Below are 26968 nucleotides of genomic sequence, written 5' to 3'. Positions count from 1 at the left end.
TTGACCACATCGACACAAGCTTATCATTGCAGCTATTGTGGAATATTGAAGAGCGTCAATATTGGCAGCGACTGCCACAAATTGTTAGCTGATACCGCATTAGACAAAAACCGAGGGGCTAAAAACAAAAAAGCAGCCAGCCCACCGGAGGGGGAACTGGCTGCAAAGTAAAACCGTTTACCGACTAAAATGCGGCGCGGAAGCTTACCCCATAGGTTCTGGGCGCAGACACATAGGCATTGGCATCCGTACCCTGCAAAGGCGAATTAAAATGCTGCGTTACGTAGCGCTCGTCGGTAGCGTTTTGAACCCACAGCGTCACACTCCAGCCCTTGGATTCAGAATGAATACCGGCGCTGAGGTTTAGCTCAGTTTCCGCATCACGCTCTAAATTATTCGAGGCATTGGTATATTGCTCACCGGAGTACATGGCCGCTACGCGAGCTTTAAATGACAGCTCATTGCTAATTGCTTGGTCAACGGTAAAACTCAGATTACCGGCTAACTCTGGCGCTTGTGCAAACTCCCGATCAGAGAGAATTCCCAAGCTAGCATTCTCACCAAAGCGCGCCTCAGCCAACCATGTAACATCAACATTCATGCTCAGCCAATCATTGAGCAAAAATTGGTTTTCGATTTCTGCACCGTACACTTCGGCATCAGATGCATTGATCACGCTAAAGGCGGTGCCGCTGAACAAGGCCACCTGCAAGTCTTTCATGTCGTTGTAAAACAGCGCGATATTGCTGCGGGCACGACGATCAAGATACTCGGCCTTCAAGCCCAATTCATAGCCGTCGATAAACTCAGAATCGTAACGCGGATCATTAGGTACGCAGTCGCCAAAACTAGCGCAGCTCGCCTCCGCTGGGTTATCACCCACGCCACCGGCTGCGGTGTTATCAATATTCACGCCACCCGCTTTATAACCACGGCTATAGGACGCATAGGCCATCACCGCATCGCTGATATGGTATTGCAATGCCAGCGAGCCACTTAGCGCAGAGTCACTATAATCTTGGTCGTAGGTCGGCCCCGGCTGAACCCCTTGGGCACGGAATGCAGAATTCACTGTGGAGGTAAAAAACACGCGCTCGATAGCGCCCTGCTTTTCATCTTTGGAATAACGCAAACCTATTGCCGCGCCCCACTGCTCGCTGAAATCTAAATTCCAGTGCATAAACGCGGCATAAGACTGACTTTCTGCAGGCATATGGTGATGAGCCCACAAACCCTCTGAGGCGTCGACTGCACCCGGCACACCAATCACTGTGTCGAAAAACTCTTGGGCTTGATCACCCCATAGCAGCTCATTATTCGCAAAAATATCTTCGTCTGCGTAGTACACGCCCATCACGTAGTCGGCAGCTTTAACTGGACCAAAGCCGTCCATATCGCCAGAGAGGGTAAACTCCTGCGAGAACACTTCGGTTTCCAAAGACTCATTAATGGTAAGCACATTGGCGCCGCTGAAGTCGGCATCCATACCAATCTGTTCAATTTCCCAAAGGCGGTAAGCCGTGGTCGATTTCAGAATTGCGCCGTTAGCCAGCTCAAGCTCCGCAATCAACTGCAGACCTTCGTCGCTAATTGACTGCTGGGTATCATTACTCAGCACCTGTTCGTAATCATCAAAATTAGAAGATGGCGCTTTCAGGCCGCGAGCAGGAATCAGCACATTGTCGATATAGCCCTGCAGCGGGCCGTCTACGGCATCTACCTGACCGTAGCAGCAGTTGGTGTCTGACTCAGACCAATCTGCAATCATTCTTAAGCTCAGTGCCTCGCTTGGCTCGAATAACCACTGCGCCTTCAGGGCACGGGGAGCGGATTCATTGTAGTCACCGCCATTGGGGTTTTCGATAAAGCCATCTCGCTCGGCCCACAAACCCGCCACCCGAAGCGCAGAACGCTCCCTCGTTGGCATATTGTAGGCGCCGCGCAACAACTGTTTATTGTAATTACCTAAGGTGAGTTCAATATCACCTTCGGCTGAATCTAAACTTGGCGCGCGACTGCTAATTAACAGCGCACCTGCCGAGGTGTTCTTTCCAAAGAGCGTTCCCTGTGGCCCGCGCAAGACCTGCAAACTTTCCATATCTAGCCAGTTTTGCATGGCCTGCCCAGCGCGGGTGCGATATACACCGTCGATGAACACACCCACCGCTCCTTCAAAAGAACGGTTATTACCCACGGTGCCAATACCGCGAATAAAAATATTCGCGCTGTTCGCTGCCGAGTTCGTAACATCAAATTTAATACTGGGAGAAATCGCCTGAATATTGCCTATGCTGTCTACCTGCGCCAGCGCCATGTCTTCACGGCTAGCGGCGGTAACCGCAACCGGCACATCTTGCTGACTTTCGCTACGGCGCTGAGCAGTAACCAGCACTTCTTCTAATTGTTTGGCGCCCTCTGTTTGCGCTTGCGCATGTATAGAGCCAAGACCGGCTATCGCCGTCGCCAAGGTCGTCATAGTAAAACGTGTGACTTTACTTAACATGATTTTGCTCCAGATTATTATTTTCTTTCAGGCTACCGACATCAAACAGCCGCCGAATATTTGCCGCACCATTGTCTGGGCAAGTTGATAAAAGAGATTGGTTCAAGGCGACAGCGATTGTCAGACGAGACAAAGACCGGCAAAAAATAAGTATAAGTACTTAGGCGAAAGCGGTGTGGAACCGATGCGTGGAGAATATCTTGCCCGATAAGCAAATGAAAAAAGGTGGCAGCGCAAAAATACCCGGAGTGGTAGGCTGCCACCACAAAGGATTTAACCGACTTGGCGCTCGGTATTTTCCCAATACGGTTCACGCAAAATTCGCTTCAATACCTTGCCAGACGGGTTGCGCGGCAACTCCTGAACAAAGCTGTATTGACGCGGTGTTTTGTAACCCGCCAAACGGGTTTTACAAAATTCGACGAGGGCATTGCCGTCTACCGTCTCACCCGCTTTTAATACGCACACCGCCAATGCCGCTTCGCCAAATTTAATATCTGGCACGCCGATGACAGCAACGTCTTGGATCGCGGGATGGCTAAACAAGGCATTCTCTACTTCTGCTGGGTAAATATTTTCACCACCGGAAACAATCATGTCTTTCACACGGTCGCGAATATAAAAGAAACCGTCCTCATCTAAATAGCCAGCATCACCAGTATGCAGCCAGCCATCAACAACGGTCTCTGCGGTTTTTTCTGGCAACTGCCAATAACCCTGCATGGTCGTTGACGAGCGCACGAGTAATTCACCGGTTTCGCCGGGTGCTAGAGTATTGCCCTGCTCATCGACTATTTTTAACTCTGCACCGGGCAAAGGCCGACCGCAGCTACGCAGCAAATTTGGCTCACCCGCCAAGGCCCGCTCATGATCGCTAGGCTGCAAACACAGCACCATGCAGCTCAGCTCGGTCATACCAAAACCCTGCACAAAATCGCATTTAAAAATTTTCAAGGCCGTCTGCAGGGTTTTTAAGGAAATAGGCGACGCGCCATAGGTAATACGTTTTAAAGACGAGAAATCGTAGTCCTGAATATTTGGCACAAAGGCTAAAATTGCCTGAATCATGGCGGGCACTAAGACAATATCGCAGCGATCATTGCTAATAATGGCGTCCACCACCTGCTGGGGAATAAAGTCGGCCATTAACTCTACGGTCATGCCATTGCACAGCCAATACAAGGTCGCCGCCATACCCGCTACATGGAACATCGGCAATGGAATAATGCCGCTGTCTGCTACCTGAGCACGCGGTGTAATTTGGTTGGTCATGATGTAACCGTCACTGAGTTGGCGATGGCCAATCATCACACCCTTGGGGTAACCCGTGGTGCCACTGGTATAAAGCTGTAAAACCGTGTCCTGCTCGCTACCGTGATGCGGAGACAAATTAGCGGCATCAATCTCTAACTCAGCCAAGCCCCGCCAATCACCCTGAGCACCACCGCAATAAAAGCGATGCGCGATACCCGCAACCGCCTCTGATTGCGCCGCCGCGTTCAACAACTCTTCATCACCCACTACCAGCATTTCGCTTTTGCTGTCACTGAGGATATAGCTCAGCTCCATTGGCGCCAGCCGATAGTTTAGCGGAACCAGAGTGATGCCCGCCTTCAAACAAGCCAATAGCAAAAGCGGATACTCAAGACTGTTTTTTGCCAACAAGGCCAAACGGCAGCCCGGTTTTAAACCAAGCTCTTGCAGACCCGCCGCAAGCGCGGTCGCACGGGTATTGAACTGCTCATACGTTATGGTCGCACCCGCAAAGCGCAGCGCATTCAGCGCAGGATAGTTCTGGGCGTTGTATTCAATCATTTGGTGGATCAGCATCGTCAGCCTCTGCGCAGCTCATTATTTTCAGCGTGTCATTTTGCAATGCTATTGGCATGGGAGATTGGCGAGCTACGCCAAGGCTTGTCGCAGGGCGCCAGTGCGGACTCTGGGGCCGCTTTCTGTCCGCTGACGCCATTGGACAAGTATTGTCGCGCACCGACCTGTCTGGCTTGGCGGCATTTGCTTAGAGTGCACAGGCAGTGGCAGGAGTGTTTGCACACTGCTGAAAAATGACGTCCCGAGGGACCGAGATTATCGCCGAGCCATTATTCGCGGCAAAGCTGGATTAAGGATTTATAAATGATTAAGACAAGATTAACCGAACTTCTCGGCATTGAGCATCCGATTATTCAAGGCGGCATGATGGCCGTGGGCCTAGCAGAATTAGCTGCCGCGGTTTCTAACGCCGGGGGTTTGGGAATTATTACTGCGCTAACCCAGCCGACTCCAGAAGCGCTGCGCAATGAAATCCGCCGCTGCCGCGAAATGACCAGCAAGCCCTTCGGCGTAAACCTTACCCTGCTACCCACGATCAATCCGGTTCCCTACGACGAATACGCCAAGGTCATTATTGAAGAAGGCATAAAAGTGGTGGAAACCGCCGGCCGCAGCCCAGAGGATTTTATGCCCGCCTTTAACGCTGCCGGCGTAAAAGTTATTCATAAATGCACGTCGGTGCGCCACGCCTTGAAAGCCGAAGCAATTGGCTGCGCCGCCGCCAGTGTGGACGGCTTCGAATGTGCCGGCCACCCCGGTGAAGACGATGTGCCGAATTTAGTCCTGCTGCCCTGCGCGGCGGCCAAACTTACTATTCCAATGATTGCCTCTGGTGGTATCGGCAATGGTCAAGGTCTTGCGGCGGCACTGGCACTAGGTGCCGAGGGCGTGAATATGGGCACTCGCTTTGTCGCCACCTTAGAGGCCCCCGTTCACCACAACGTAAAACAGATGATGGTAGAAAGCAGCGAGCTAGATACTGCACTGATTTTCCGAACACTAAAAAATACCGCGCGTATTTATAAAAACAGTATTGCCCGTCAAGTTTTAGAGATTGAATCACAAGCCGGTGACACCGATTTTGCCGATCTACAAGCGCTAGTTGCCGGCAAACGCGGCCGTGAAAATGTATTGGAAAAAGGTGATACCGACGATGGTGTGTGGACCGCTGGATTGGTCATGGGCTTAATTGATGACATTCCTAGCTGCCAAGTATTGATTGAACGCATGGTAGGCGAAGCCGAAGCCATCATCGCTCAACGCCTAGCGGGCATGGTGAGCGCAAACTAATCATGGCGACGCTAAACGCACTGCCGGCTTGAGGAAACATCTATGAAAACCTTTACCTTCGCGCAGTCTGATTTTAAAGACACTGAGGGACGGCGATTAAACAATACGCTGCTGTCGATTTGCTTTGAACAGGCTGGCCTTCGCTATTTGGCAGAGGTTAATGCAGCTCTAGCGACGGCTGAGGCACGCAAGGGCATGTGGCATGCGGCGTCGATGCAGTTAGATTTTTTATCCGCCGCCCGCATCAGCCAAGACTTCTACGTTGAAGTCTCGGTACTTGAGGTGCAAGCCGATAGCATTGAACTGGGCTGCCGCTTTTACCAAGACCAAAAACTGCGGGCAGTAGGTAAGGCGCTGCTTAATTATGTGAATACGCAAACGCGGAATCCGCAGCCATTAGAAGATGATTTGCGCCAGTATTTTGAAATTGAAGTGCTGCGCTTTCTTCGCATCAACGAACCCCGATCCGCTGCCCACGGCGGCGGACTCCAATTAATTCGAAATTCTAAGCTCGTAGGAAATTGATGATGTCTAATCAGTTGAGTGAACTCGACACCTTTCGCCGTGAAGTTCGCGACTTTCTAGAGAGCGCCGCCACCGACGAAATTCGCGAAGCCGGCCGTAAAACCACCAGCGTGTTTGCCCCGTTTAAGCAGGCTATGGCGTGGCAGAAAATACTTTATAACAAAGGTTGGGTCGCACCGGCATGGCCGGTGGAATACGGTGGCACTGGATGGACTATTCATCAGCGCTATATTTTTGTTGAAGAATGTAACCGCTTGGAATTGCCACCGGTATTGCCGCAAAACATCCAAATGGTAGGCCCAGCTGTTATCGGCTTTGGCAGCGAAGAACAAAAAGCTAAGTACCTACCGGGCATGTTGTCCGGCGACGACTTTTGGTGCCAAGGCTATTCCGAACCCGGTGCCGGTTCCGATTTAGCATCGCTAAAGTGTCGCGCCGACAGTGACGGTGATGACTATATTTTAAACGGCTCTAAAACCTGGACAACCTACGGCCATCACGCCAATAAAATGTTTGCCCTTGTGCGCACTAGCAGCGAAGGCAAACCCCAGCAAGGCATTAGTTTCTTGCTACTAGATATGAACACCCCCGGCATTGAAGTGCGCCCCATCATCGGCTTAGACGGCGAACCTGAACAGTGCGAGGTGTTTTTCACCGATGCACGCGTTCCCAAGGCCAACCGGATTGGCGAAGAAAACAAGGGCTGGAGCGTTGCCAAATACGTACTGGAATTTGAACGCGGGGGCAGCACCTTTGGCGCGTGGCTAACGCCGGCATTTGAACGCCTGCGCGCTCGGTGTCAGCAAAGCAATGAAAGCGGCGTGCGGCTAATAGACGATGTTAGCGTGGCGCGTAAACTCGCCAAACTTGAGGTCGATATTAGCGCCGTTGAGCACACCGAGAAGCGCGTTAACGCCAATCTAAAGCACGGCGAGAATCCCGGCCCAATGGCCTCACTGCTAAAAATTCTCGGCTCAGAAGTGATGCAGCAGTACTCAGAATTGCAATTAGAAATTTCTGGTGTAGACGCGCTTGCCCAACAACATTCCGCCCTCCATGTGGAAAGCGGAATAGCGGCAATAGGCAGCGAAGCCGATATGTTAGCCATGCCCTATTATTTAAACACACGAGCCGCCTCGATTTATGCCGGCTCGAACGAAGTTCAGCGCAGCTTATTAGCCAAGGCGGTCATGGGCGCCTGACACAAATCACGTTAAAGAATAGCGTCTAAACGCCCAGAATATTCAGGAACACACTATGTTTTATCAATACAGCGAAGATCAAAACGCCTTTAGAGACAGCCTGCGTCGCTTTGTGCAAGATCATTACGATTACGAAACACGACGTCAGCGCCTTGAAAAATCTGAGGTATTCAATGCTGATTACTGGCGACAACTGGCCGAGCTCGGTGTACTGGGCCTACCTTTTTCAGAAACCGACGGCGGCCTAGATTTAGACTTCCCCTACTTGATGGCGGTTGCCGAAGAGATTGGGCGCGGCCTAGTGCTAGAACCCGTGTTGCCGGTAACCGTCGCCGGCCGCTTGCTGGCAGCATCAAATAGCAGCGACGCTAAATCCCACTTGGCTGCGCTTATTTCAGGCGAGTGCTTAGTGAGTCTGGCATGGGAAGAATCTAGCTCGCGTGGCAATCCCCTCCTAACTCAATGCACACTTGTCACCCGTGGCGATGGCTATGTTTTAAACGGCAAAAAGCAGGCGGCATTGGCGGCGGCGGAAAGCCAATTTTATATTGTGAGTGCACGGGACAGCGGCGGAGACCTGCAACTTTTATTGCTAAACGCCAAGCACAGCGGCATTACGCAACGCTGCTACTTACTGGCCGACGGCAATAGCGCCGCCGATCTTGAATTTAACAATGTTGAGCTTCCCGCAAGTGCGATAATCGCAAGTGCTAGCCAAGCGGAAGCCCTGCTGCAAACCGCGATATCCGAATCGATTGTTGTCATGGCTGCAGAAGCAATCGGCGCCATAGATCAATTATTAGTCATTACTCAGGAATATTTGCTGACCCGCAAGCAATTCGGCATGCCCTTGGCGATGTTCCAATCATTGCAGCATCGCTTTGCCGACATGGTGATTGCCGCCGAAAAGTTGCGCTCATTATTGTGGGCTGCCTGCCAGCAACTAGGCAGCGACAATCAAGAAAAAGCAGCAGCGCAATTAAAAGTGCAGCTTGGCGAAAGTGCCCGCTATGTGGGGCAGCAAGCCGTGCAATTACATGGCGGTATTGGTATGACCGACGAACTCAATGTGGGCGCCTATTTTAAACGGCTTACGGTAATGGAATTGCTCTGCGGCCAGCAGGATTATCATTTGGGTAAATTGGCAGAGTTGGCGTTGGTTTCCTGACGGCGACGACGTAGGGTTTCTGGCGGCGCGCCAAAGTAGTCGCAAAAAGCGCGGTTAAAATTGCTGGCGTGCTTATAACCCAACTGATACGCGATGGCCTTTAAGGGCATATTACTGCTATGCAAATACTGCTGTGCGAGCTGCATGCGCACCTCTAGGCAAACCTGCCGAAAGCTATGACCGTTCTGGGATAAATAGCGCCGCAAACTGCGCGGCGCTATATTTAATTGCTTGGCAGTACCTTCAAGAGAATAGGCGCAGGATTGAGGGTTTTCGATTAGGGCTCGCCTCACCCGCGCCGTAATACTATTGCCCCTATAGCCGTCGCCCAGTAACTGCTTTAACTCGCTAGAAAATGTGCGGATCAGCTCGGCGTTTCCCGAGGGGATGGTCACGTGCACTAGCGACTTTGGCATCGCCAAAACCGAATGGGAGCTATTGAATTCAACTGGGCAGGCGAACAACTCAGAAAAGCGGTCTTTATACGGCGGCGCCGGAAAATTAAAGGTGACGTAGCTTGGTGTGACAGCGCGACCACTGGGAATAATCGCCTGTATGCAGCGCCACACTGCAATCATGCTCATTTCCAATATCTGTTCGCTCTGACTCCGCGCCGTGCCCGCTACGGTAAACACTGTGCGCGCATGCTCCCCAGACATCACTATTTTATTGCGCAATAAATAGTTCGACTGATTCAAGGCATGGCTTGTTATACGCGCCGCCTGCAAGACCGTTGGCGCGGTTAAAACCGCATAGCCTAATAAACCAGAATCGGTAATTTGCGCTTGATCACCAAGCTGTAGGGCAATATCCGGCACTGGCCCATCACGTAGTTGCGTCAGTGCCCGCAACGCGGCTTGCAGGCTGCGGTTTTCACTGGTCGCCTGCGACCAATCGGATTTAATACCGCAGTCCATCGCGATCTGTCTGCTATCGATCTGGGGATAGCGAGAGTGCAATATATCCCGCAGCGCCGCCAAGCGCCGTCGCCCCATATGTTCCAGTTCGAAGAGCTGCACGTTCTCACCTTATTATTATGTGGCCCATAATGATAATCAGTTGTGGCCAATAATGATATCAATAAGTCGTTAGGGACAGTTTATTGCTGCTAATGTACACCCCATCGGCAGCATCATGCCGCCCATACAATAACAATGCACCGTAGCCATATGCCAATGCGGTGCGCCAGAGGAGAAAAGTTGTGCGCACACCGACCGTCTGCAACGAGTATCTACAAAGCACCCTAGAGTATCTTTCGAGCAAAGGTATTAGCAAACAGCAGCTACACGCTGTAATGCGCCATACGCCGGAGGAGCATCTTACCGACAATGGCCGCTTCCCGCTGCGCCTGTTTGAAATGCTATTAGATGCCGGCAGCCAGTTACTAAACGACTATTATTTTGGCGCCCACGCTGGCGCCCACAGCTCTAAGCAAGCTTGGGGCATGGTCAACTATTTGGGTATGAGTGCACCAAGTACCCGTGAGGCAGTCAACGCGGTAGTGGATTTCTCGCGTCTACTTATCGACCACGGCGACGTCGACTTTAATCCCATAAACGATGACTTGGCGCGCCTAAGCTGGCAATTGCCGCCGCGCCAAGCACCCTCTCGGCAGGTAATAGAATTTTTCTTTACTAGCTGGTACCGCGCCAATAAACCCCTGTTAGACCGCTGGTGCAGCAAACGCGAAATTCATTTTACGCACCAAGGCCCAGCGAATTCCGAAGAAATTGCCCGTATTATTGAAGCGCCTGTGCACTACAACAGTCATAGCAACTGCGTAGAGTTCGACAGTCACTTTTTGGACCGCCCAACCCGCTTCCCTCATACCGCCATTCACCGCTCGCTGGTACAGGCCGCCCGCGCAGAGCTGGCAAATTTACAGTTGGAAGACCGCGTTATTCGCGATGTGATGGACTGTATTGTTCGCCAACTTCCCGAAGGTGTGCCGCGCTTAGAAGATGTTGCAGCGGACCTTAGCCTTGCGCCCCGCACCTTGCAGCGACGCTTAAATCACACCACCACCAATTTTAAATGCTTGGTCGACGAAGCCAGAAAAGAGCGCTCTCGCAAACTTATTGCCGACCACGATATGGGGCTATTAGATATTTCTGCAGAACTGGGCTTCAGCGATCAAAGTGCTTTCCAAAAGGCATTTAAACGCTGGTTTGGCCAAGCGCCTGGCCGCTACCGCGTCACCATGCTCGCGGTTGGCTAATACCGACCTTATACAGACAATCCCTGCCTACCCCGCTTCGGCGGGGATTTTTTTAACAACACAATCAGCTTAGAGGTAATCGCAAAATGCTAATAACAGCCGCAGTAGTAAAGGAACAGGGCGGGGCATTTTGTATTGAAAACTGCGAGCTAGATTCACCCAAGGCCAATGAGGTTTTGGTAGAAGTGGAAGCAACGGGAATTTGTCATACCGATATCGCCGCCCGCGACCAATATATGCCGGTGCCACTGCCGGCAGTGCTCGGCCACGAAGGTGTCGGTCGCATACTGCAATTAGGCGATGGCGTAAGCGAATTTGCCATTGGTGATCGTGTACTTATGAGCTTTGGCAGTTGCGGCCAATGCAAGAATTGCCGCAACGCAGCGCCGGGGTACTGCGACCAAGGCTTGGTATATCAAGTACTTGGCTCTCGCAGCGACGGTAGCTCACCCATAAGCCAACAGGGCAAAGCCATCACCGGCCACTTCTTTGCACAATCGTCATTCGCCAGCCACGCTGTTGCCGCCACCCAAAATATGGTGCCGCTGGCAGACGACCTCGACCCTACTTTAATGGCACCCCTGGCTTGCGGCGTGCAGACCGGCATGGGTTCGGTGCTGCTTAGCATGGCCGCAGAAAGTGGCAGCAGCATTTGTATATTAGGCTGCGGCACGGTGGGTTTATCTGCCATTGCCGCTGCAAAAATAGCGGGCTGCAACCCAATTATAGCCGTCGATATAATGGACAGCAGACTGGAGATGGCCCGCGAACTAGGTGCCAGCCACTGCATACGCGGCGACCAAGAATCCCTTCAGAAAGCACTGCAAAAGCTCGGCGGCATTGATTACGCCCTCGATACCACCGGCGCACCAGCGGTTGCCGACGCAGCTTTCCAAACCCTAAAACCGCGTGGCTGTTTGGTCTGTGTTGGTGTGGGTAAGCCGGGCGCCAAACTCAATATCGATATGGGCCTGCTCATGGCCACCGGCAAACAAATACGCGGTGCCATAGAGGGGGACGCCGTACCCCGAGATTTTATTCCCCGTATGATTGAATATTACCGCGCTGGTCAACTTCCCTTAGACAAGCTCGTTACGCGCTATGCCTTTGAAGACATTAATCAAGCCGTTGCCGACACCTTGAGTGGCAAAGTGATTAAGCCGGTTTTAAGCATGAGCAACTAGCACCGCTGCATTTACTAGGCATCGCGAATATCCAGCCCCAAAGCGAATACCATTACAGCGCTGCTATTCCCCAGCGCTTTCTTGGGGGTATTTGCGCATTCGTTTTTTGCGTGGCAAGCTGCAAGACATGTCCTTTCTAGTGATGTCCCTTATGTCTTCTATTGCCGATAAAAAGCCGCTTTTTTTACCGACTATCACCCTTGGTTTGGCCGTGTTGTGCAGCGCCGCGTTTGCCAGTGATCCGGTCATTGTACCCGAGGCCGCCAGCGGCTTTAGGGCCTCACACACCGTTGAAGCTAAATCGGCAATGGCGGTTACAGCAAACGCCTATGCCACCGAGGCCGCTGTAAAAATACTCAAGGCGGGCGGCTCTGCTGTCGATGCGGGCATTGCTGCGCAACTCGTATTGGGTTTGGTAGAACCCCAATCATCCGGTATCGGCGGCGGCGCATTCATGCTCTATTGGGACGCCGAAAAAAATAAATTAAGTAGCTGGGATGGCCGCGAAACTGCACCTCAGGCGGTCGACGAAAATTATTTTTTGAAAGCCGATGGCAGCCCAATGGGCTTTTTTGAGGCCGTGGTCGGCGGGCACTCGGTAGGTGTTCCCGGCGTTATTGCCATGCTCGAGGCCGCACATAAAAAGCACGGTAAATTACCTTGGGCAGATTTATTTTCACCGGCAATTGCACTCGCCAAAAATGGCTTTGTCATTTCTCCACGCTTACATACCTTACTAGTTCAAATGCCAAAGGTGGCGGTTAATCCGGCGATTAGTGCGTATTTCTTTAGCGACGCCACTACCCCAAAGGCGATTGGCACTCGGCTTAAAAATCCCGATTACGCCGCCACCTTAAAGAAAATTGCGAAAGATGGTAGCAAGGCTTTTTATCACGGCACTATCGCTAAGAATATGGTGAAGACAATTCACAGCGATCCGAATCGCACAGGCTTATTAAGTGCAGCCGATTTAGCTAGCTACCAAAGTAAGGAACGAGCCCCTGTATGCGCAGCCTTCCACAATTACCAAGTTTGCGGCGCACCACCGCCATCCTCCGGCGGCACAACCGTCATCGCTATTTTAAAAATGATTGAGAAAGTAGAAAAAAATACCTCTACATTTACAGAAGCCGATTTTATACACACATTCATTGAAGCTTCACGCCTCGCTTTTGCAGATCGAAATACTTACGTAGGCGACCCAGACTTTGTGAGTGTGCCTACCGCTGGCCTAGTTGATTCAACTTACTTAGCCCAGCGTGCGGGCTTGATTAAGCTTGATCAACGCACCCCGCAGACCGAGGCGGGCAAGCCGCCGCTAGCCCCTCAGCGTATTACAAGTACATCGCCCGAACTTCCATCAACCAGCCATTTCAGCATTGTGGACACTGAGGGCAATGTACTTAGCATGACCACCAGTATTGAAACCGCCTTCGGTTCGCGAATTTTTGTTGATGGGTTTTTGCTGAATAATCAGCTAAGTGATTTTTCATTTACACCCACGGACAGTGATGGCAGCAAAATCGCAAACCGAATTCAAGCCGGCAAACGCCCCCGTTCATCTATGTCGCCAATAATTGTATTTAAAAACCATAAGCCGCTGCTTGCTATTGGCTCGCCCGGTGGCGCAAGAATTATAGATTACGTCGCGGCCAGTCTTTACCGCATTCTAGTTGAAAAACAAGAACTCGCAGCAGCCATTAGCGCTGGCCATATTATTGCGATGGGAGATACAAGCGAATTGGAAATTGGACGCTTCACCAGCGAGCTAAAGAATCAGCTCAAAGCGCGCGGACACCAGTTTAAAGAGCGTGATCAAACCAGTGGTTTACATGGAATTTTAATAGAAGACAAAAAATTAAAGGGCGCCGCGGACCCCCGCAGAGAAGGACAAGCACTAGGCTTTTAGCACGCACTCAACCCGCCTGCTATAAATATAATACAGGCGGGAAAGCCGGAATATTTAAGTCATTTTTGCAATAAATTTTAACGGCGCAAACTTCATTACGACGCCCATTGGCACCCAGGGCCACGCTGGGACTTTAGCCTCGGCGGGCTCTTTATCTATCGCCTTTACCAAAGCTTTGCAGCCGGTCTCTAAATCAACACGCAATGGTGCCTTCTTCAAATCTTTATTTATTGGCGTAAGAATAAAACCAGGCAATATACAGCTTACTTTTATTGGCGTACCCAATACATCAGCGCGTATGCCCTCGCTCATGGTTCGCAACCCAGCCTTGGTAGCAGCGTAAATATTAATAGCACGGGGCATACCGCGCACTGCACTCATTGACGAAACGGTGACGAGGTGACCACTGTTTTGCTCACGAAATATTTCTAAGGCCGCCTCGCACTGAGCAAGTGCGCCAATAAAATTGGTTTCTGCAGTGCGACGATTCGCCTCAAAATAGCCCGTCCCCAGCGAGGCACCTTTTCCCATACCAGCATTCACGATCACCCGATCGATGCTGCCCATGTCTTGCAGAAAGGCGCGAAACACCTCAAATACCTGAGGATAATTGCAAACATCGAGTTCGCGAATAAATACTTTTACATTCGGGTAGCTCGCTTCGATATCAGCCTTTAATGCCTGCATAGGTTCCATGCGCCGCGCGCACAGAGCGAGGTTGCAGCCCTTGGCAGCAAACTGCCGTGCCATACCTTCACCAAGACCAGAGCTAGCACCGGTAATTAATATATTTTTACGCATAAGATTTCCCATAAAATAAATTATATTCACTCACAACACGCCGGCATGCTAAGCCCTAGCGGTAACTCAATAAGTCTCGATATTTACCGTCAAAATGACCGTGTTCATTCATACTCGCTAATACCGCACCAGATTTGCCGACCAATACTTTGCTATAAGCCGCATTTGCCAACATCCAGCTTAGCGACAAAGCTTTCATATCATTTAACTGCAATAGCTGACGACTCACCGCCGAAATCGCACCCCCAGAAGTAAATACAAATATATTGCCGCTGGCGCCACCCGCTGCCGCTAATCCGCGCTCAATACGACTGCAGAAAGCCGACCATGTTTCTCGGTATTCGTGATCATACTCACCGCCACACCAACGCTGCATTGCATGCGAGAAATGTTTTTGAAATCCGGCTTTGGGATTTTCTCCCGCCATATCCTGCACCATCATTTCGCCCACGCCAGGCAATGCGGTATAGGCTTCTAGTATTTGCAGATGATCGTACTCATTCCAATCCGTGTTTGTCGACCATAGCGACGTGTCCACAAACTTTGCCCCCAAACCCATCGCATTCAAACATTGCTCAGCGGTTTGTCGGTGGCGCTTCATGCCGCCACAAATAATAGTATCTGGCTGAATTCCCTGCGCCGAAAAATACTCACCCACATGTTGCGATTGCCGCATGCCTAAATCAGATAGCTGATCGTAATCTTCCGCCCCAAATGAGGCCTGACCGTGGCGAATTAAATACAAAGCCGGCATTACACTTGCTCCCGAATAATTCGCTGGCAGCGACGATCTAAATACCAAACAATTAACCAAAAATTTTTAAAGGCGGGATTGCGGGTTTGCTTGTGGTAATAGCGATAGTAAATTTGCTGAATAATCACCGCCAAACGAAACAGACCGAACACTTCATAGAAGGCCCAATTTTCTGTACTCAATCCCATTTTTTCACAGTAATAAGACACGACTTCTTTACGGCTTAGCATTCCTGGCAAATGAGTAGGTTGGCGCCGCGTTGCACGCATAATCTTGTCATCATCAGCCTGCACCCAATACGCCAGCGCGCTCCCCAAATCCATTAATGGATCACCAAGGGTTGCCATTTCCCAGTCGAGAACACCTAATACCTCAGAGGGATTGTCTGGATTCAACACGACGTTATCAAAGCGGAAGTCATTGTGAATAACACAGCTGCGCACATCCGCTGGTGTATTCGCCGCCAGCCAATGCATTACTTTTTTAAAGCTCGGCACATTCCACGTTTTAGATTTTTGAAAACGGCCACTCCAGCCGCGCACTTGCCGCTCACAATAGCCCTCACCCTTGCCCAATGACGCCAATCCCGCAGATTCATAATCTACTTGATGCAGGGCCACTAATTTATCCAGCACCGACAAACACAAATCGCGGGTTTGCTCAGCGCTAAGCTGCAAACCCTTGGGCATATTAGCCCTAGGAATAAGGCCTTCGATCCGGCGCATCACGTAAAAATCGCAATCAATCACCGAGGGGTCATCACAGAAAGCGAGCATTTCAGGGACAAAGGGAAATGCCGGTGCCAGCGCTGACTGCACCTTAAACTCCCGCCCCATATCGTGAGCAGATTTTGCCTTGGTGCCCTTTGGTGGCCGGCGCAAAATAAGGTCGTGGCTTTCATATTCTAAGCGGTAGGTCCAGTTAGAAGCGCCACCGCCATATTGGGTAACGACAGGCTCGCCAAGCAAACCCGCAATTCTTGGTTTTAACCAAGCATCCACCGCAGCAATATCTAACTCTTCACCGCTTCGTACACTACCTGCTACGTCGATTGTCGCCTTGCTTTCCATTCGCCAATCAGCCTTTTGCTCTATTCGTCATCATCCGCGCGGTTTGCTTCAACATCATGGCGCGATAACGCTTAAACGGTAGCCAGCGCTTCAGACGCCAAATTGCACGCCCTTCAGGATGCGGCAGAATATAAAAATCACCTTTTTCTATCGCGCTAAATACTCGACCCGCAATTTCAACTGCGCCGAGCTTGGCCTTGTTCACCAAACGCTGGGTTGCCGCTTGGCTATCTGCATCTGAGGCGCGAACCGATTCCGCAAGGTTTGTTCTAAAGAAGCTCGGGCATACCACCGACACTTTTATATTGTCGGCGTCTAACTCCAAGGACATTGTTTCTGACAGTGCAACTACTGCTGCCTTAGTGGCGCAGTATGAGCCCATCTTGGGCGGATATATTAATCCCGCCAAGGACGCGATATTCACAATATGGCCGCTGCCTTGATCGCGCATTAAGCGCGCAAACACTTTAGAGCCACGCACCACACCGAGTAGATTGATGTTTACCACCCACTCCCAATCCTCCATAGAGAATTCCGCAATACCGCCTGCGGTGGCAACGCCAGCATTATTAATAACCACATCCACGCCGCCCCAATTACTCAGCAACCAATCGGCAGCACTTTGCAGGGCATACTCCTTAGTCACATCGCAATTAATATAATGCGCTTTGCCTTTTGCTTTTAATTCAGCAAGCGCTTCCGCGCCACGCCCATCATCAAGATCGCCAATGCAGACCGAATAGCCCGCATCCGCAAAACGGTTGGCTAAAGCGCGCCCCAAACCAGACGCGCCGCCGGTGATAAAAACTCGTTTCGATCCCATTGTGTGTGTGCTCCCACAAAATTAAATTTATTATTTATATTTTGCCAATTCCATGCGGGCGATTAAGCCTCGATGCACCTCATCTGGCCCATCTGCTAAGCGCAGCACCCTCGCCATCGCAAACATATTCGCCAGTGGCGTATCGTTAGAAACACCGGCACCACCATGAATCTGGATCGCCGCATCGACCACGTCTTGCAATACATTCGGCGCAACCACCTTAATTGCCGATATTTCGGTCAGCGCACCCAAGGCACCAACAGAATCAATCTTCCACGCCGCATACAGCGTAAGAAGGCGCGCTTGATCGATAGCAATACGGAAATTAGCTAGCCGTTCCTGATTGCCACCAAGATTGATAATCGGCTTACCAAATGCCACCCGCGAGGTACCGCGCTTAATTAGCAACTCTAGGGCTTTTTCAGCAGCTCCCAAAGCCCGCATGCAATGATGAATACGCCCTGGTCCCAAGCGACCTTGGGCAATTTCAAAACCGCGCCCCAAACCTAAAACTAAATTGCTCTTGGGCACCCGCACATTTTCAAACCACACTTCGCCATGCCCTTCAGGTGCATCGAAATGATTAAAGACCGGCAACATGCGCTTAATGGTAACGCCCGGGGTATTCATGGGAACCAAGACCATTGAATGACGGTTGTGACGGTTGGCCTCGGGGTTGCTCACTCCCATAAATATGCCAATCTCACAGCGCGGATCGCCAGCACCGCTAGACCACCATTTTTTGCCGTTAAGAATAAGATCGTCACCATCTTCAATGATGGTCGCTTCCATATTGGTGGCGTCAGAAGAAGCTACGTCCGGCTCGGTCATAAAAAATACTGAACGAATCTCCCCTTCTAACAAAGGCTCTAGCCAGCGCTGCTTTTGCTCATCACTACCGTATTTCCACAACACTTCCATATTGCCGGTGTCTGGCGCATTACAATTGAATACTTGCGGAGCAAGATGGGAGCGGCCCATTTCTTCGGCCAGAGGTGCATACTCCAAAGTCGACAAACCCGCGCCGCGCTCTTCATCTGGCAAAAATAAATTCCACAGGCCCTGATCTTTAGCTTCTTGCTTTAGCGTTTCAATACGAGGATCGACTCGCCACTGGGTCCAATCGCTTCCGCTATTCCCCGCCAGTATTTCTGGCATTAAGTCTGCTTCTACTGGTGCAATACGGTCTTTTATAAACGCGCGCACGCGGACGATAAGGTCTTGGCAACGCGGGCTGTGGCTAAAATCCATGAGCTACTCTCCTATGCATATCCGCCTAAAGATAGACCCACTCAACACATCAGTCTAATTTATTATATAAATGATCTATAATTACCATCATGAATGTATTCCGCAGAGCAGGGCTTGCCACACGCCATGGATTTAAACCTATTTAAAGTCTTTGATGCGGTATACCGCGCCAACTCCTTAACCGAGGCCGCCAAAGACCTGCACATCACCCAGCCCGCCGTTAGCAATGCCCTTGCGCGTTTGCGTGAGCATTTCGACGACCCGCTCTTTGTACGACGCGGCCGCAGTATTGCGCCAACGCCTTTGGCTGACAGTATTGCCGGCGACATCAGCAATTCGCTGATAACACTGCAGGAAAGCCTGCATCGCGGTCAGGAATTCAACCCCAGCACCTCTAAGCGCCAATTTGTTATTAGCATGGGTGATCCTACCGAGTTTATCGCGCTACCGGAATTGACCTCACAGCTACAGCTACAAGCCCCCGGTATTAGGCTGCAAAGTCAGCGCTTGGTAAGAGATCAGTTAAGCCGGCAATTAATCAGCGGTGAAGTGTCTATGGCAGTGGATATTCCGCAGTCACTTGATAGTAGCATCCAGCAGCAATTTTTATTTAAAGATCAGCTATGTGTGCTTATGCGCAAGGATCACCCGCTGAGCGCCCAAACACTAACCTTGAAACACTATCTAAACGCTGGGCATATCAGCGTATCGGGGCGCAGCCGTGGCACAGTTCTAGAAGACACCACTTTAAATAGGAAGGGCTTAAATCGAGATATTATTTTTCGCGGCCAAAGTTATTATTCTGCGAGCCATATTATCGCGAAATCTGATTTACTGCTCACCTTGCCGCGCCATTTGGCCCTGCGTTTCCAACAGTTTTTACCATTACATATCGCAGCGCTGCCACTAAAAATACCGGCACTGGAGATGATGATGTACTGGCACCGCAGCGCAACAAACGACACCGCCCACGAATGGCTAAGAAATTGTATTCAGAAAATTATTGCTCAGCACGGAGATGGAGCGCAGCCCGAATAGGCTGAATGACTTGTCGATAAGCATAAAAAAAGCCGCTTGCGAATATCGCCAAGCGGCCCTGTAGATTGCGCAAGGCAAGCTTAGGTCAAAGGATAATGCGCTGGATAAGGTAGCTGAGCCACACCGCTTTCGACCGCAGCCTGCGCAACCGCCGCAGACACCTTACCTAAAAGACGGCGATCTACCGGCTTGGGAATAATGTAATTAGGCCCAAAAGAAAGCTCACCCACACCACAGGCATCAATCACCGCCTGCGGTACATCTTCTTTTGCCAGCTCACGAATCGCGTGAACCGCAGCAATTTTCATTTCTTCATTTATCGCCGTTGAACGCACATCTAGAGCGCCACGGAAAATAAAGGGGAAGCCCAAAACATTATTAACCTGATTCGGGTAGTCGGAGCGACCCGTCGCCATAATCAAATCGTCACGCACCGACAAAGCTAACTCAGGCTTAATTTCTGGATCAGGATTTGAGCACGCAAACACAATTGGCTTAGGTGCCATTGATAGCAACATCTCAGCGCTTAATAAATCTGCACCGGACAAACCGACAAATACATCAGCATCTTTAATCGCATCACTCAAAGTGCGCGCATCGGTATCGTTTTGAAATTCTTCTTTATATTTATTTAAACCGGCACGCCTCGGATAAATAACTCCACGGCGGTCGATCATATAAATATTTTGGTATTGCGCACCCAAACTCACCAACAACTTCATGCAGGCAATGGCAGCGGAACCCGCACCAAGGCAAACCACTTTTGCTGTTTCAATGCTTTTTCCCTGAATCTCTAGCGCGTTTAGCATGCCCGCTGCGGTAACAATGGCGGTGCCGTGCTGATCATCGTGGAAAACAGGTATGGGACAAATTTCTTTTAATACGCGCTCAATCTCAAAGCACTCCGGCGCTTTGATGTCTTCTAAATTGATGCCGCCAAAAGTAATTGAAATACGCTTAACAGTGTCGATAAACGCTTGGCTATCTTCTGCATCTACTTCGATGTCAATCGAATCAATATCGGCAAAGCGTTTAAATAATAATGCCTTGCCTTCCATAACCGGTTTGCTAGCCAGCGGACCAAGATCACCCAGCCCCAAAATTGCCGTGCCATTAGAAATTACCGCGACCAAATTGCCCTTGCTGGTGTATTTATAAGCATTGATAGGGTCTTTTGCGATTTCACGCACAGGCTCAGCCACACCCGGGCTATACGCCAGCGACAAGTCGTATTGAGTTTCAGCCGGTTTCGTCAGCGTAATACCGATTTTGCCCGGTGTTGGGAGAGAGTGGTAATCCAGAGCCGCCTGCTTCACATCTTTGGACATTCTTTATTTCCCGATTCTCGCTTTTTCACAGAGGGCGAAAAAGCCGTTATAAAAGTATTAGTGCTAACAATAACAGTTGTATGACAACGCTGCACTGCAGCTAAATGAAGAAGATTAGAGTGTTCGTTGACAACATCCTATGTGCTCTTTCGCCAGCAGCGGATACATCATCGTTGTGAGCACTACTGATTTGCTGCGCGAAAAGTATCAGCCGTCATTGCGACATTTTGAAACATTTACAAAACCAAAAGCTGTAAACAAAAATGCCCGGTCAAATACTTAACCAGGCACTTTCTTAGTGTGGCTGCAGTTAACAGACCACTAAGCACTACCGCGATATTACGCTTTAGTGGTACCACGGCTGCCGAAACGCTTGCGGAACTTGTCAACACGGCCGCCAGTATCAAGCATTTTTTGCTTGCCGGTGTAGAACGGGTGACATGATGCACATACGTCAACGTGAAGTGCCTGGCCTAAAGTAGAACGCGTTTCAAAGGCGTTACCACAGCTGCACGTTACGTTGATAGCAACATAATTCGGATGGATATCTGCTTTCATGGGTCTTTCCTCATTGATCGCCGCCACCCGATCTTTTGCCGGGCACCGCGCAGGGCTGACAAGCTTAAAAAATAGCTTGAAATTCAGGCGGCGAATATTAACAGAAATACCTCAAGAAGCAAGTAAGACGCGCCATGAGCTAAAAACGAGACTCTTACCGCCGCACTATTTCTTATACACTGTGGCTCTTTGCCGTAGCGAAACCGCTTTTCCATGCCGAAACTTGTCTCCATTGCCGTTCCCTGCCCCCTGCGCCGAGGCTTCGACTACCTGTGGCCGGAGTCATTGGAGCAAGCCCCTGAGCTCGGCATGAGGGTAAGTATTCCCTTTGGGCCACGGCGCCTCGTCGGCGTCATAATCGCCACCGACGTCAGCAATACTATTCCCAGCAATAAGATGAAAGCGGTGCTAAAAGTGCTGGATAGTAAGCCAACACTTCCCCCTGAGCTTGTAGCACTGGGGCTCTGGGCCGCCGATTACTACCACCACCCTATTGGCGACTGCATTCAACAAATGCTGCCTGTCACCCTTCGCAAAGCAGAGCCCGCCAAAGAAAAGCCCGCCCAATATTGGCAGTGCAGCGAGCAAATAAACCAATTGCCGGCCCTGTCAGCGCGGGCGCATCAGCAGCGCAGCCTACTCTCAGTGATCGAGCAGTCCGGGCAACTTTCGCGCAGGCAAATAAAGGACCTGGGCTATAGCAACAATGTTCTTAATACCCTGATTAATGGCGGCTACTTATGCAAGGCAGACGCCCCTCTCGCCAAGCCGAGGGACGCGCAGGCAAATAAGCCCATTTTAAATAGCGAACAAGAAGACGCCGTAAACACCATTTTCAACGCGCTTGGCCGCTTTGAACGCTTTTTACTCGACGGTGTAACCGGCAGCGGTAAAACCGAGGTTTATCTGCGCGCCATTGAGCACTGCCTCGCCCGCGAAGAGCAAGCACTGGTGTTGATCCCAGAAATTGGCCTAACCCCACAAACCCTTCAACGTTTTGAGCAACGCTTCCCCGGCCAAGTAAGCACCTTACACTCTGGACTCAGCGACGGCGAACGCCTACTCAACTGGCAAAATATTCAATCAGGCAAACATCAAATTCTGCTCGGCACCCGCTCTGCGGTGTTCACACCCTTTAACAAATTAGGGCTGATCATTGTTGATGAGGAGCACGATGCCTCCTACAAGCAGCAGGACAGCTGGCGCTATTCCGCAAGAGATATTGCCGTAAAACGCGGCGCAGACCACCACTGCCCCGTGGTACTCGGCAGCGCAACACCCAGCCTCGACAGCCTGCACAATGTTGCGCAAAGCCGCTACCAGTTGCTTGAACTACGGGAGCGGGCCGGCGGTGCAAGCGCGCCCAGCGTGCGCCTATTAGACATTCGGAATGAGGCCTTAGATGAAGGCCTTAGCGAATCGCTGCTCGAAGCAACGACTCGCACCTTGGAGGCCGGCAATCAGGCCCTCATCTTTTTAAATCGGCGTGGGTTTTCCCCCCAGCTGCAATGCCATAGCTGTGGCTGGCTAGCAAACTGCCAAGCCTGCGACGCGAAAATGACCGTGCATTTTGGCCGCCGCGAACTCCGCTGCCACCACTGCGACGCCAGCGAAGCTCTGCCGAGCATTTGCCCCCAGTGCCACAACCACCAACTCATCTTTCAAGGCCCCGGCACTGAGCGCTTGGAACTGAGTTTAAAGCGCCACTTCCCCGACGTAGCCGTCATACGCATTGACCGCGACACCACCTCTGCCAAGGGCAGCATGCAATCACTGGTCGACGACATCCACACCGGCAAACCCTGTATTTTGGTCGGCACCCAAATGCTGGCCAAAGGTCATCACTTTCCCGATGTCACCCTAGTGGGGATTGTCGATATTGATGGCGGTTTATTCAGCGCAGATTTTCGCGGCCCAGAGCGCAGCGGCCAATTGCTGGTCCAAGTCGCTGGCCGCGCCGGCCGCGCCGACAAACTTGGCACGGTATACATCCAAACCCACTGCCCAGAGCACCCCGCGCTGCAGGCCTTAGTTAATGAAGGCTACCAGCCTTTTGCCCAGCAGCTACTCGCCGAGCGCAGGCTCTTTTCGCTGCCGCCCATCAGCTTTAGCGCGGTCATTCGAGCCGACGCCACATCACTGCAAGCCGCCGAAGCCTTTCTCGAACAAATTAGAGCTACGCTACCAAATGGCGACACCCAGTGGAGTATCGTCGGCCCACTACCCGCACCAATGACCCGCAAAGCCGGCAGATTCCGAGCCGCACTAATTTTGCAGGCCGAGCGCCGCAGCCTGCTGCACCAACACCTACACACCGCCTGCCACATTGGCGACCAATTAAACAAGGCGCAAAATCTGCGCTGGTCGGTAGATGTTGACCCCATCGACCTTTTTTAGGCACCCAACTCAGTTCACAGCAAATCCCCCCAGCACTGGCAGCATGGCGCGTAAACAGTGATAATACGCGACCTTGTTTTTGACCTAAGAGCTTTTGCCACACCATGAAAGAGAAAGTCGCCCAGCATATCCAACAGGCCCTGCAAACTCTGCGCAGCGCCCAGTCGTGGCCAGACGAGGTGGTGACAACTATTCAGGTAGAGCGCACCCGCGACAAAGCCCACGGCGATTTCGCCAGCAATATCGCGATGACACTAGCAAAACCCTTAAAATCTAACCCCCGTGCCATTGCCCAGCAAATCGTTGATGCGCTGCCCGATACGAGCGATATCGTCAAAGTAGAGATCGCCGGCCCCGGCTTTATAAATTTCTTTGTAAATGAAGAAAGCAACTTTCAAGTGCTGCACGAAATCTTCGCCCAGGGTGATGACTTTGGCCGCCAGGCAAGCCGCGACAAATCCATACAAGTTGAATTTGTATCAGCCAACCCAACCGGCCCTTTGCATGTCGGCCACGGCCGTGGTGCCGCCTACGGTGCCAGTGTGGCCAATATGCTGGAAGCAGCTGGTTATAAAGTCTGCCGCGAATACTATGTGAACGACGCCGGGCGTCAAATGGACATTCTTGGCACCAGTGTATGGCTGCGCTATTTGCAAGCCTGCGGCGAAACACTGACCTTCCCGAGCAATGGCTATCAAGGTGATTACATTGCCGATTACGGCCGCGAGCTTTTAGAAGAGCACGGCAATATTCTGCACCGCAGTGCCGGTGACGTATTTACAGATATAAGCGCCGATGCCCCAGAGGGTGATAAAGAAAAACATATCGACGACTTAATCAACCGCGCTAAAGCCCTGCTCGGTGACAATTACGACATCGCCTTTAACAAAGGTTTAAATGCCATTCTTGGCGACATTCGCAGCGACCTCGCCGAATTTGGCATTGAATACCAGGAATGGTTTTCTGAACGCAGCCTAACTCAAAATCCCGACCAGGTTGATCGCGCCATTCGCAAATTACAGGACAACGGCTTTATTGAAGAGCGCGACGGCGCGCTGTGGTTTATGTCTACCCGCTTTGGCGACGACAAAGACCGCGTAGTAAAACGCGACAATGGCCAAACTACTTACTTCGCCTCTGACATTGCCTACCACCTCAATAAGTTTGAGCGCGGCTTCGACACCGTTGTGAATATTTGGGGTGCAGACCACCACGGCTACATCGCCCGTGTAAAAGCTGCATTGCAGGCGCTGAATATCGATCCCGATAAATTAGTTGTGCGACTGGTGCAATTTGTGTCGCTGTATCGCGGCGACCAGCAAGTGCAAATGTCCACCCGCTCAGGCTCTTTTGTTACCCTGCGCGAGCTCCGCGACGACGTGGGCAATGACGCTGCGCGCTTTTTCTATATTATGCGCAAGGCCGATCAAGCAACCGATTTCGATCTTGAGCTGGCCAAATCCGAGAGCAAAGACAATCCGGTTTATTACATTCAATACGCCCACGCGCGGGTCGCCAGCATATTGCGCAAACTCGCTGATCAAGGCGAAACATGGACTCCAGAGATTGGCCTTGCTCAATTGTCAGAACTAAGTCACGAAGTTGAAAAGGATTTACTGGTTAAATTGTCTCGCTACCCAGAAGTACTGAGCAGCGCGGCTGAACAATTTGAGCCACATTCCCTCGCTCACTATTTGCGGGAATTAGCCGGTGATTTTCACACCTATTACAACGCCCACAAAATGTTGGGGGTAGAGACCGCTGTGCGCGATGCCCGTATTACGCTGGCATGCGCAGTCAAACAGGTCTTACACAACGGACTGACGCTGCTGGGTGTATCCGCCCCAGAGGAAATGTAAGAGCATGGCAACACAGAAAAAAACAACTCGCGGCGCAACCCGCAGCCCAGAGCGCCAAGGCCTTCCCGCCTCCGCATTGCTCGGCACCGGCTTTATTGCCGGTATTATTTGCTCGGTACTGGTCTACTCTACCGTTATTAGCAAACACCCCGAACGCGAGGCGAAGTTAGCGGCAAGCAAAGCCGCTGCTGCACAAGAAAAAGCGCAAAAGGATCGCAAAGACGTTACTAGCAATACCAAATTCGACTTCTTTACGGTATTGCCAGAGCGCGAAGTGATCGTGACCGAAGAGCCGCGACCAGCGCCAAAAAAACCAAGCAACACGATTCAGCAAGTAGACAAGCCGCCGGTTGAAAAGCCGGATATCAGCGGTGAGCGCTATATTCTACAAGCGGGCTCCTTCCGCCAAGGCGCTGACGCCGATCGACGCCGAGCACAAATTTTACTGCTTGGCCTCGACGCCAAAGTGGAATCAGTAGAAGCCAATGGCGACCGCTGGCATCGAGTTTACGTGGGGCCGTTTCAATCTCACAACACCCTCAGCGATGCGCGTAGCAAGCTCATCAACGAAAGTATCGACACCTTGGTTATCCGCCAAAAGAAATAGCACCAGCTTAAGACGCAAAACGCCCTTGAAATTCTCAGGGGCGACCCCACCTACCATATCGAACCCCACCGCATTTCTATTAACGATAAGGAGTCCCGCGTGGAACAGTTTCGCGGCACCACAATCCTCTCCGTTCGCCGTAACAATCAAGTTGTGATTGGCGGTGACGGCCAAGTCACTATGGGCAATACGGTCATGAAGGGCAATGCCCGCAAAGTCCGCCGCCTTTATAAAGACCAGGTTCTGGCAGGTTTTGCCGGCGGCACCGCCGACGCCTTTACCCTCTTTGAATTATTTGAGGCCCAGCTTGAGAAACACTCCGGCAAATTAGTTCGCGCCGCCGTAGAGCTCGCCAAAGCCTGGCGCAGCGAGCGCTCATTGCGCCAACTTGAAGCACTGCTCATTGTTGCCGACAAAGAAACCACCCTCGTCATCAGTGGCAACGGCGACGTCATCGAACCGGAAGACAATATGATCGCCATCGGCTCCGGCGGCTCCTTTGCAACCGCCGCCGCCCGCGCACTGATGGACAACACAGAGCTAAGCGCTGGAGATATTGTAGAAAAAGGCCTGACAATCGCAGGCGATATCTGCATTTATACCAACCACAGCCGCACCATTGAATCACTAGAATACTAAGCGCCACAGCGCCC

The 26968-nt window shown here is 51.3% G+C and carries 22 protein-coding genes; 12 read left to right on the top strand and 10 right to left on the bottom strand.

The genetic code is table 11. The annotated features are described in order from the left end of the window. Positions 1-184: 184 nt before the first annotated feature. Both C0068_RS10180 and C0068_RS10175 read right to left on the bottom strand, forming a co-directional pair. On the bottom strand, positions 185-2503 hold the full coding sequence (locus C0068_RS10180; RefSeq protein ID WP_103684390.1) for a TonB-dependent receptor: 2319 nt from the start codon (positions 2501-2503) through the stop codon (positions 185-187). 273 nt (positions 2504-2776) lie between these two features. Beyond that, on the bottom strand, positions 2777-4333 hold the full coding sequence (locus C0068_RS10175; RefSeq protein WP_103684389.1) for a long-chain-fatty-acid--CoA ligase: 1557 nt from the start codon (positions 4331-4333) through the stop codon (positions 2777-2779). 303 nt (positions 4334-4636) lie between these two features. Between C0068_RS10175 and C0068_RS10170 the strand changes: the two genes are divergently transcribed. From C0068_RS10170 to C0068_RS10155, 4 genes are read left to right on the top strand one after another with little or no spacing between them, the layout of a single operon-like run. Next, on the top strand, positions 4637-5623 hold the full coding sequence (locus C0068_RS10170; RefSeq protein ID WP_103684388.1) for an NAD(P)H-dependent flavin oxidoreductase: 987 nt from the start codon (positions 4637-4639) through the stop codon (positions 5621-5623). A gap of 42 nt (positions 5624-5665) precedes the next feature. After that, positions 5666-6148 carry an acyl-CoA thioesterase gene (locus C0068_RS10165; protein WP_103684387.1) on the top strand — a complete coding sequence of 161 codons (483 nt, stop codon included), beginning with the start codon at positions 5666-5668 and terminating at the stop codon, positions 6146-6148. Further along, positions 6148-7350 (top strand): acyl-CoA dehydrogenase family protein, encoded by a 1203-nt coding sequence (locus C0068_RS10160; RefSeq protein WP_199176151.1) that lies wholly within the window; start codon positions 6148-6150, stop codon positions 7348-7350. The genes C0068_RS10165 and C0068_RS10160 overlap by 1 nt, the downstream gene beginning before the upstream one ends. 55 nt (positions 7351-7405) lie before the next feature. Further along, complete coding sequence (locus tag C0068_RS10155) at positions 7406-8518, top strand: acyl-CoA dehydrogenase family protein (RefSeq protein ID WP_103684385.1); 1113 nt, start codon at positions 7406-7408, stop codon at positions 8516-8518. Here the strand turns inward: C0068_RS10155 and C0068_RS10150 are convergent. Beyond that, positions 8479-9537 (bottom strand): AraC family transcriptional regulator, encoded by a 1059-nt coding sequence (locus tag C0068_RS10150; RefSeq protein WP_103684384.1) that lies wholly within the window; start codon positions 9535-9537, stop codon positions 8479-8481. The genes C0068_RS10155 and C0068_RS10150 overlap by 40 nt on opposite strands. A gap of 182 nt (positions 9538-9719) precedes the next feature. Between C0068_RS10150 and C0068_RS10145 the strand changes: the two genes are divergently transcribed. The 3 genes from C0068_RS10145 (at position 9720) to ggt (ending at position 13829) form a co-directional block, all read left to right on the top strand. Continuing rightward, positions 9720-10736 (top strand): AraC family transcriptional regulator, encoded by a 1017-nt coding sequence (locus C0068_RS10145; RefSeq protein WP_233208793.1) that lies wholly within the window; start codon positions 9720-9722, stop codon positions 10734-10736. An 86-nt stretch (positions 10737-10822) separates the two neighbouring features. Then, on the top strand, positions 10823-11920 hold the full coding sequence (locus C0068_RS10140) for an NAD(P)-dependent alcohol dehydrogenase (protein WP_103684383.1): 1098 nt from the start codon (positions 10823-10825) through the stop codon (positions 11918-11920). 91 nt (positions 11921-12011) lie between these two features. After that, on the top strand, positions 12012-13829 hold the full coding sequence (gene ggt / locus C0068_RS10135; protein WP_233208792.1) for a gamma-glutamyltransferase: 1818 nt from the start codon (positions 12012-12014) through the stop codon (positions 13827-13829). Between the two features lie 54 nt (positions 13830-13883). On the opposite strand, the gene C0068_RS10130 is transcribed toward ggt, so the two are convergent. Genes C0068_RS10130 through C0068_RS10110 form a run of 5 tightly spaced genes read right to left on the bottom strand, consistent with a single transcriptional unit; the run spans position 13884 to position 18528 of the window. Next, positions 13884-14630 carry an SDR family oxidoreductase gene (locus C0068_RS10130; protein WP_103684440.1) on the bottom strand — a complete coding sequence of 249 codons (747 nt, stop codon included), beginning with the start codon at positions 14628-14630 and terminating at the stop codon, positions 13884-13886. Positions 14631-14685: 55 nt separating this feature from the next. Beyond that, complete coding sequence (locus C0068_RS10125; protein WP_103684382.1) at positions 14686-15384, bottom strand: histidine phosphatase family protein; 699 nt, start codon at positions 15382-15384, stop codon at positions 14686-14688. After that, positions 15384-16454: a phosphotransferase family protein gene (locus tag C0068_RS10120; RefSeq protein ID WP_103684381.1), complete on the bottom strand. Its 1071-nt coding sequence runs from the start codon at positions 16452-16454 to the stop codon at positions 15384-15386. Before C0068_RS10120 ends, C0068_RS10125 begins: the two co-directional genes overlap by 1 nt. Positions 16455-16461: 7 nt before the next feature. After that, the gene (locus C0068_RS10115) at positions 16462-17277 is read right to left on the bottom strand and encodes an SDR family oxidoreductase (RefSeq protein WP_103684380.1); all 816 of its coding nucleotides are present in this window, start codon (positions 17275-17277) and stop codon (positions 16462-16464) included. A 30-nt stretch (positions 17278-17307) separates the two neighbouring features. Continuing rightward, a complete protein-coding gene (locus tag C0068_RS10110) occupies positions 17308-18528 on the bottom strand; it encodes an acyl-CoA dehydrogenase family protein (protein WP_103684379.1) in 1221 nt (406 codons plus the stop codon). A gap of 126 nt (positions 18529-18654) precedes the next feature. Between C0068_RS10110 and C0068_RS10105 the strand changes: the two genes are divergently transcribed. Next, positions 18655-19566: a LysR family transcriptional regulator gene (locus C0068_RS10105; protein ID WP_103684439.1), complete on the top strand. Its 912-nt coding sequence runs from the start codon at positions 18655-18657 to the stop codon at positions 19564-19566. An 80-nt stretch (positions 19567-19646) separates the two neighbouring features. Here C0068_RS10105 and C0068_RS10100 read toward each other — a convergent pair whose 3' ends face one another. Together C0068_RS10100 and rpmE are read right to left on the bottom strand one after the other, a co-directional pair. Beyond that, a complete protein-coding gene (locus C0068_RS10100; RefSeq protein WP_103684378.1) occupies positions 19647-20894 on the bottom strand; it encodes a malic enzyme-like NAD(P)-binding protein in 1248 nt (415 codons plus the stop codon). A gap of 339 nt (positions 20895-21233) precedes the next feature. Further along, a complete protein-coding gene (gene rpmE / locus C0068_RS10095) occupies positions 21234-21452 on the bottom strand; it encodes a 50S ribosomal protein L31 (RefSeq protein ID WP_103684377.1) in 219 nt (72 codons plus the stop codon). A gap of 213 nt (positions 21453-21665) precedes the next feature. Between rpmE and C0068_RS10090 the strand changes: the two genes are divergently transcribed. The 4 genes from C0068_RS10090 (at position 21666) to hslV (ending at position 26954) form a co-directional block, all read left to right on the top strand. After that, positions 21666-23849, top strand: a complete 2184-nt coding sequence (locus C0068_RS10090; RefSeq protein WP_103684376.1) for a primosomal protein N' — start codon at positions 21666-21668, stop codon at positions 23847-23849. A 104-nt stretch (positions 23850-23953) separates the two neighbouring features. After that, positions 23954-25708, top strand: coding sequence for an arginine--tRNA ligase (gene argS, locus C0068_RS10085; RefSeq protein WP_103684375.1), 1755 nt, complete (start codon positions 23954-23956; stop codon positions 25706-25708). Positions 25709-25712: 4 nt separating this feature from the next. After that, complete coding sequence (locus C0068_RS10080; RefSeq protein ID WP_103684374.1) at positions 25713-26315, top strand: SPOR domain-containing protein; 603 nt, start codon at positions 25713-25715, stop codon at positions 26313-26315. A gap of 99 nt (positions 26316-26414) precedes the next feature. After that, complete coding sequence (gene hslV, locus C0068_RS10075; RefSeq protein ID WP_103684373.1) at positions 26415-26954, top strand: ATP-dependent protease subunit HslV; 540 nt, start codon at positions 26415-26417, stop codon at positions 26952-26954. Positions 26955-26968: the final 14 nt, after the last annotated feature.

The organism is Zhongshania marina, assembly GCF_002915595.1.
GTDB classification, from domain to species: Bacteria; Pseudomonadota; Gammaproteobacteria; order Pseudomonadales; family Spongiibacteraceae; genus Spongiibacter; species Spongiibacter marinus_B.
Note: the sequence above shows the minus strand (reverse complement) of the source record. Positions and strands in the feature narration are given on the sequence as shown.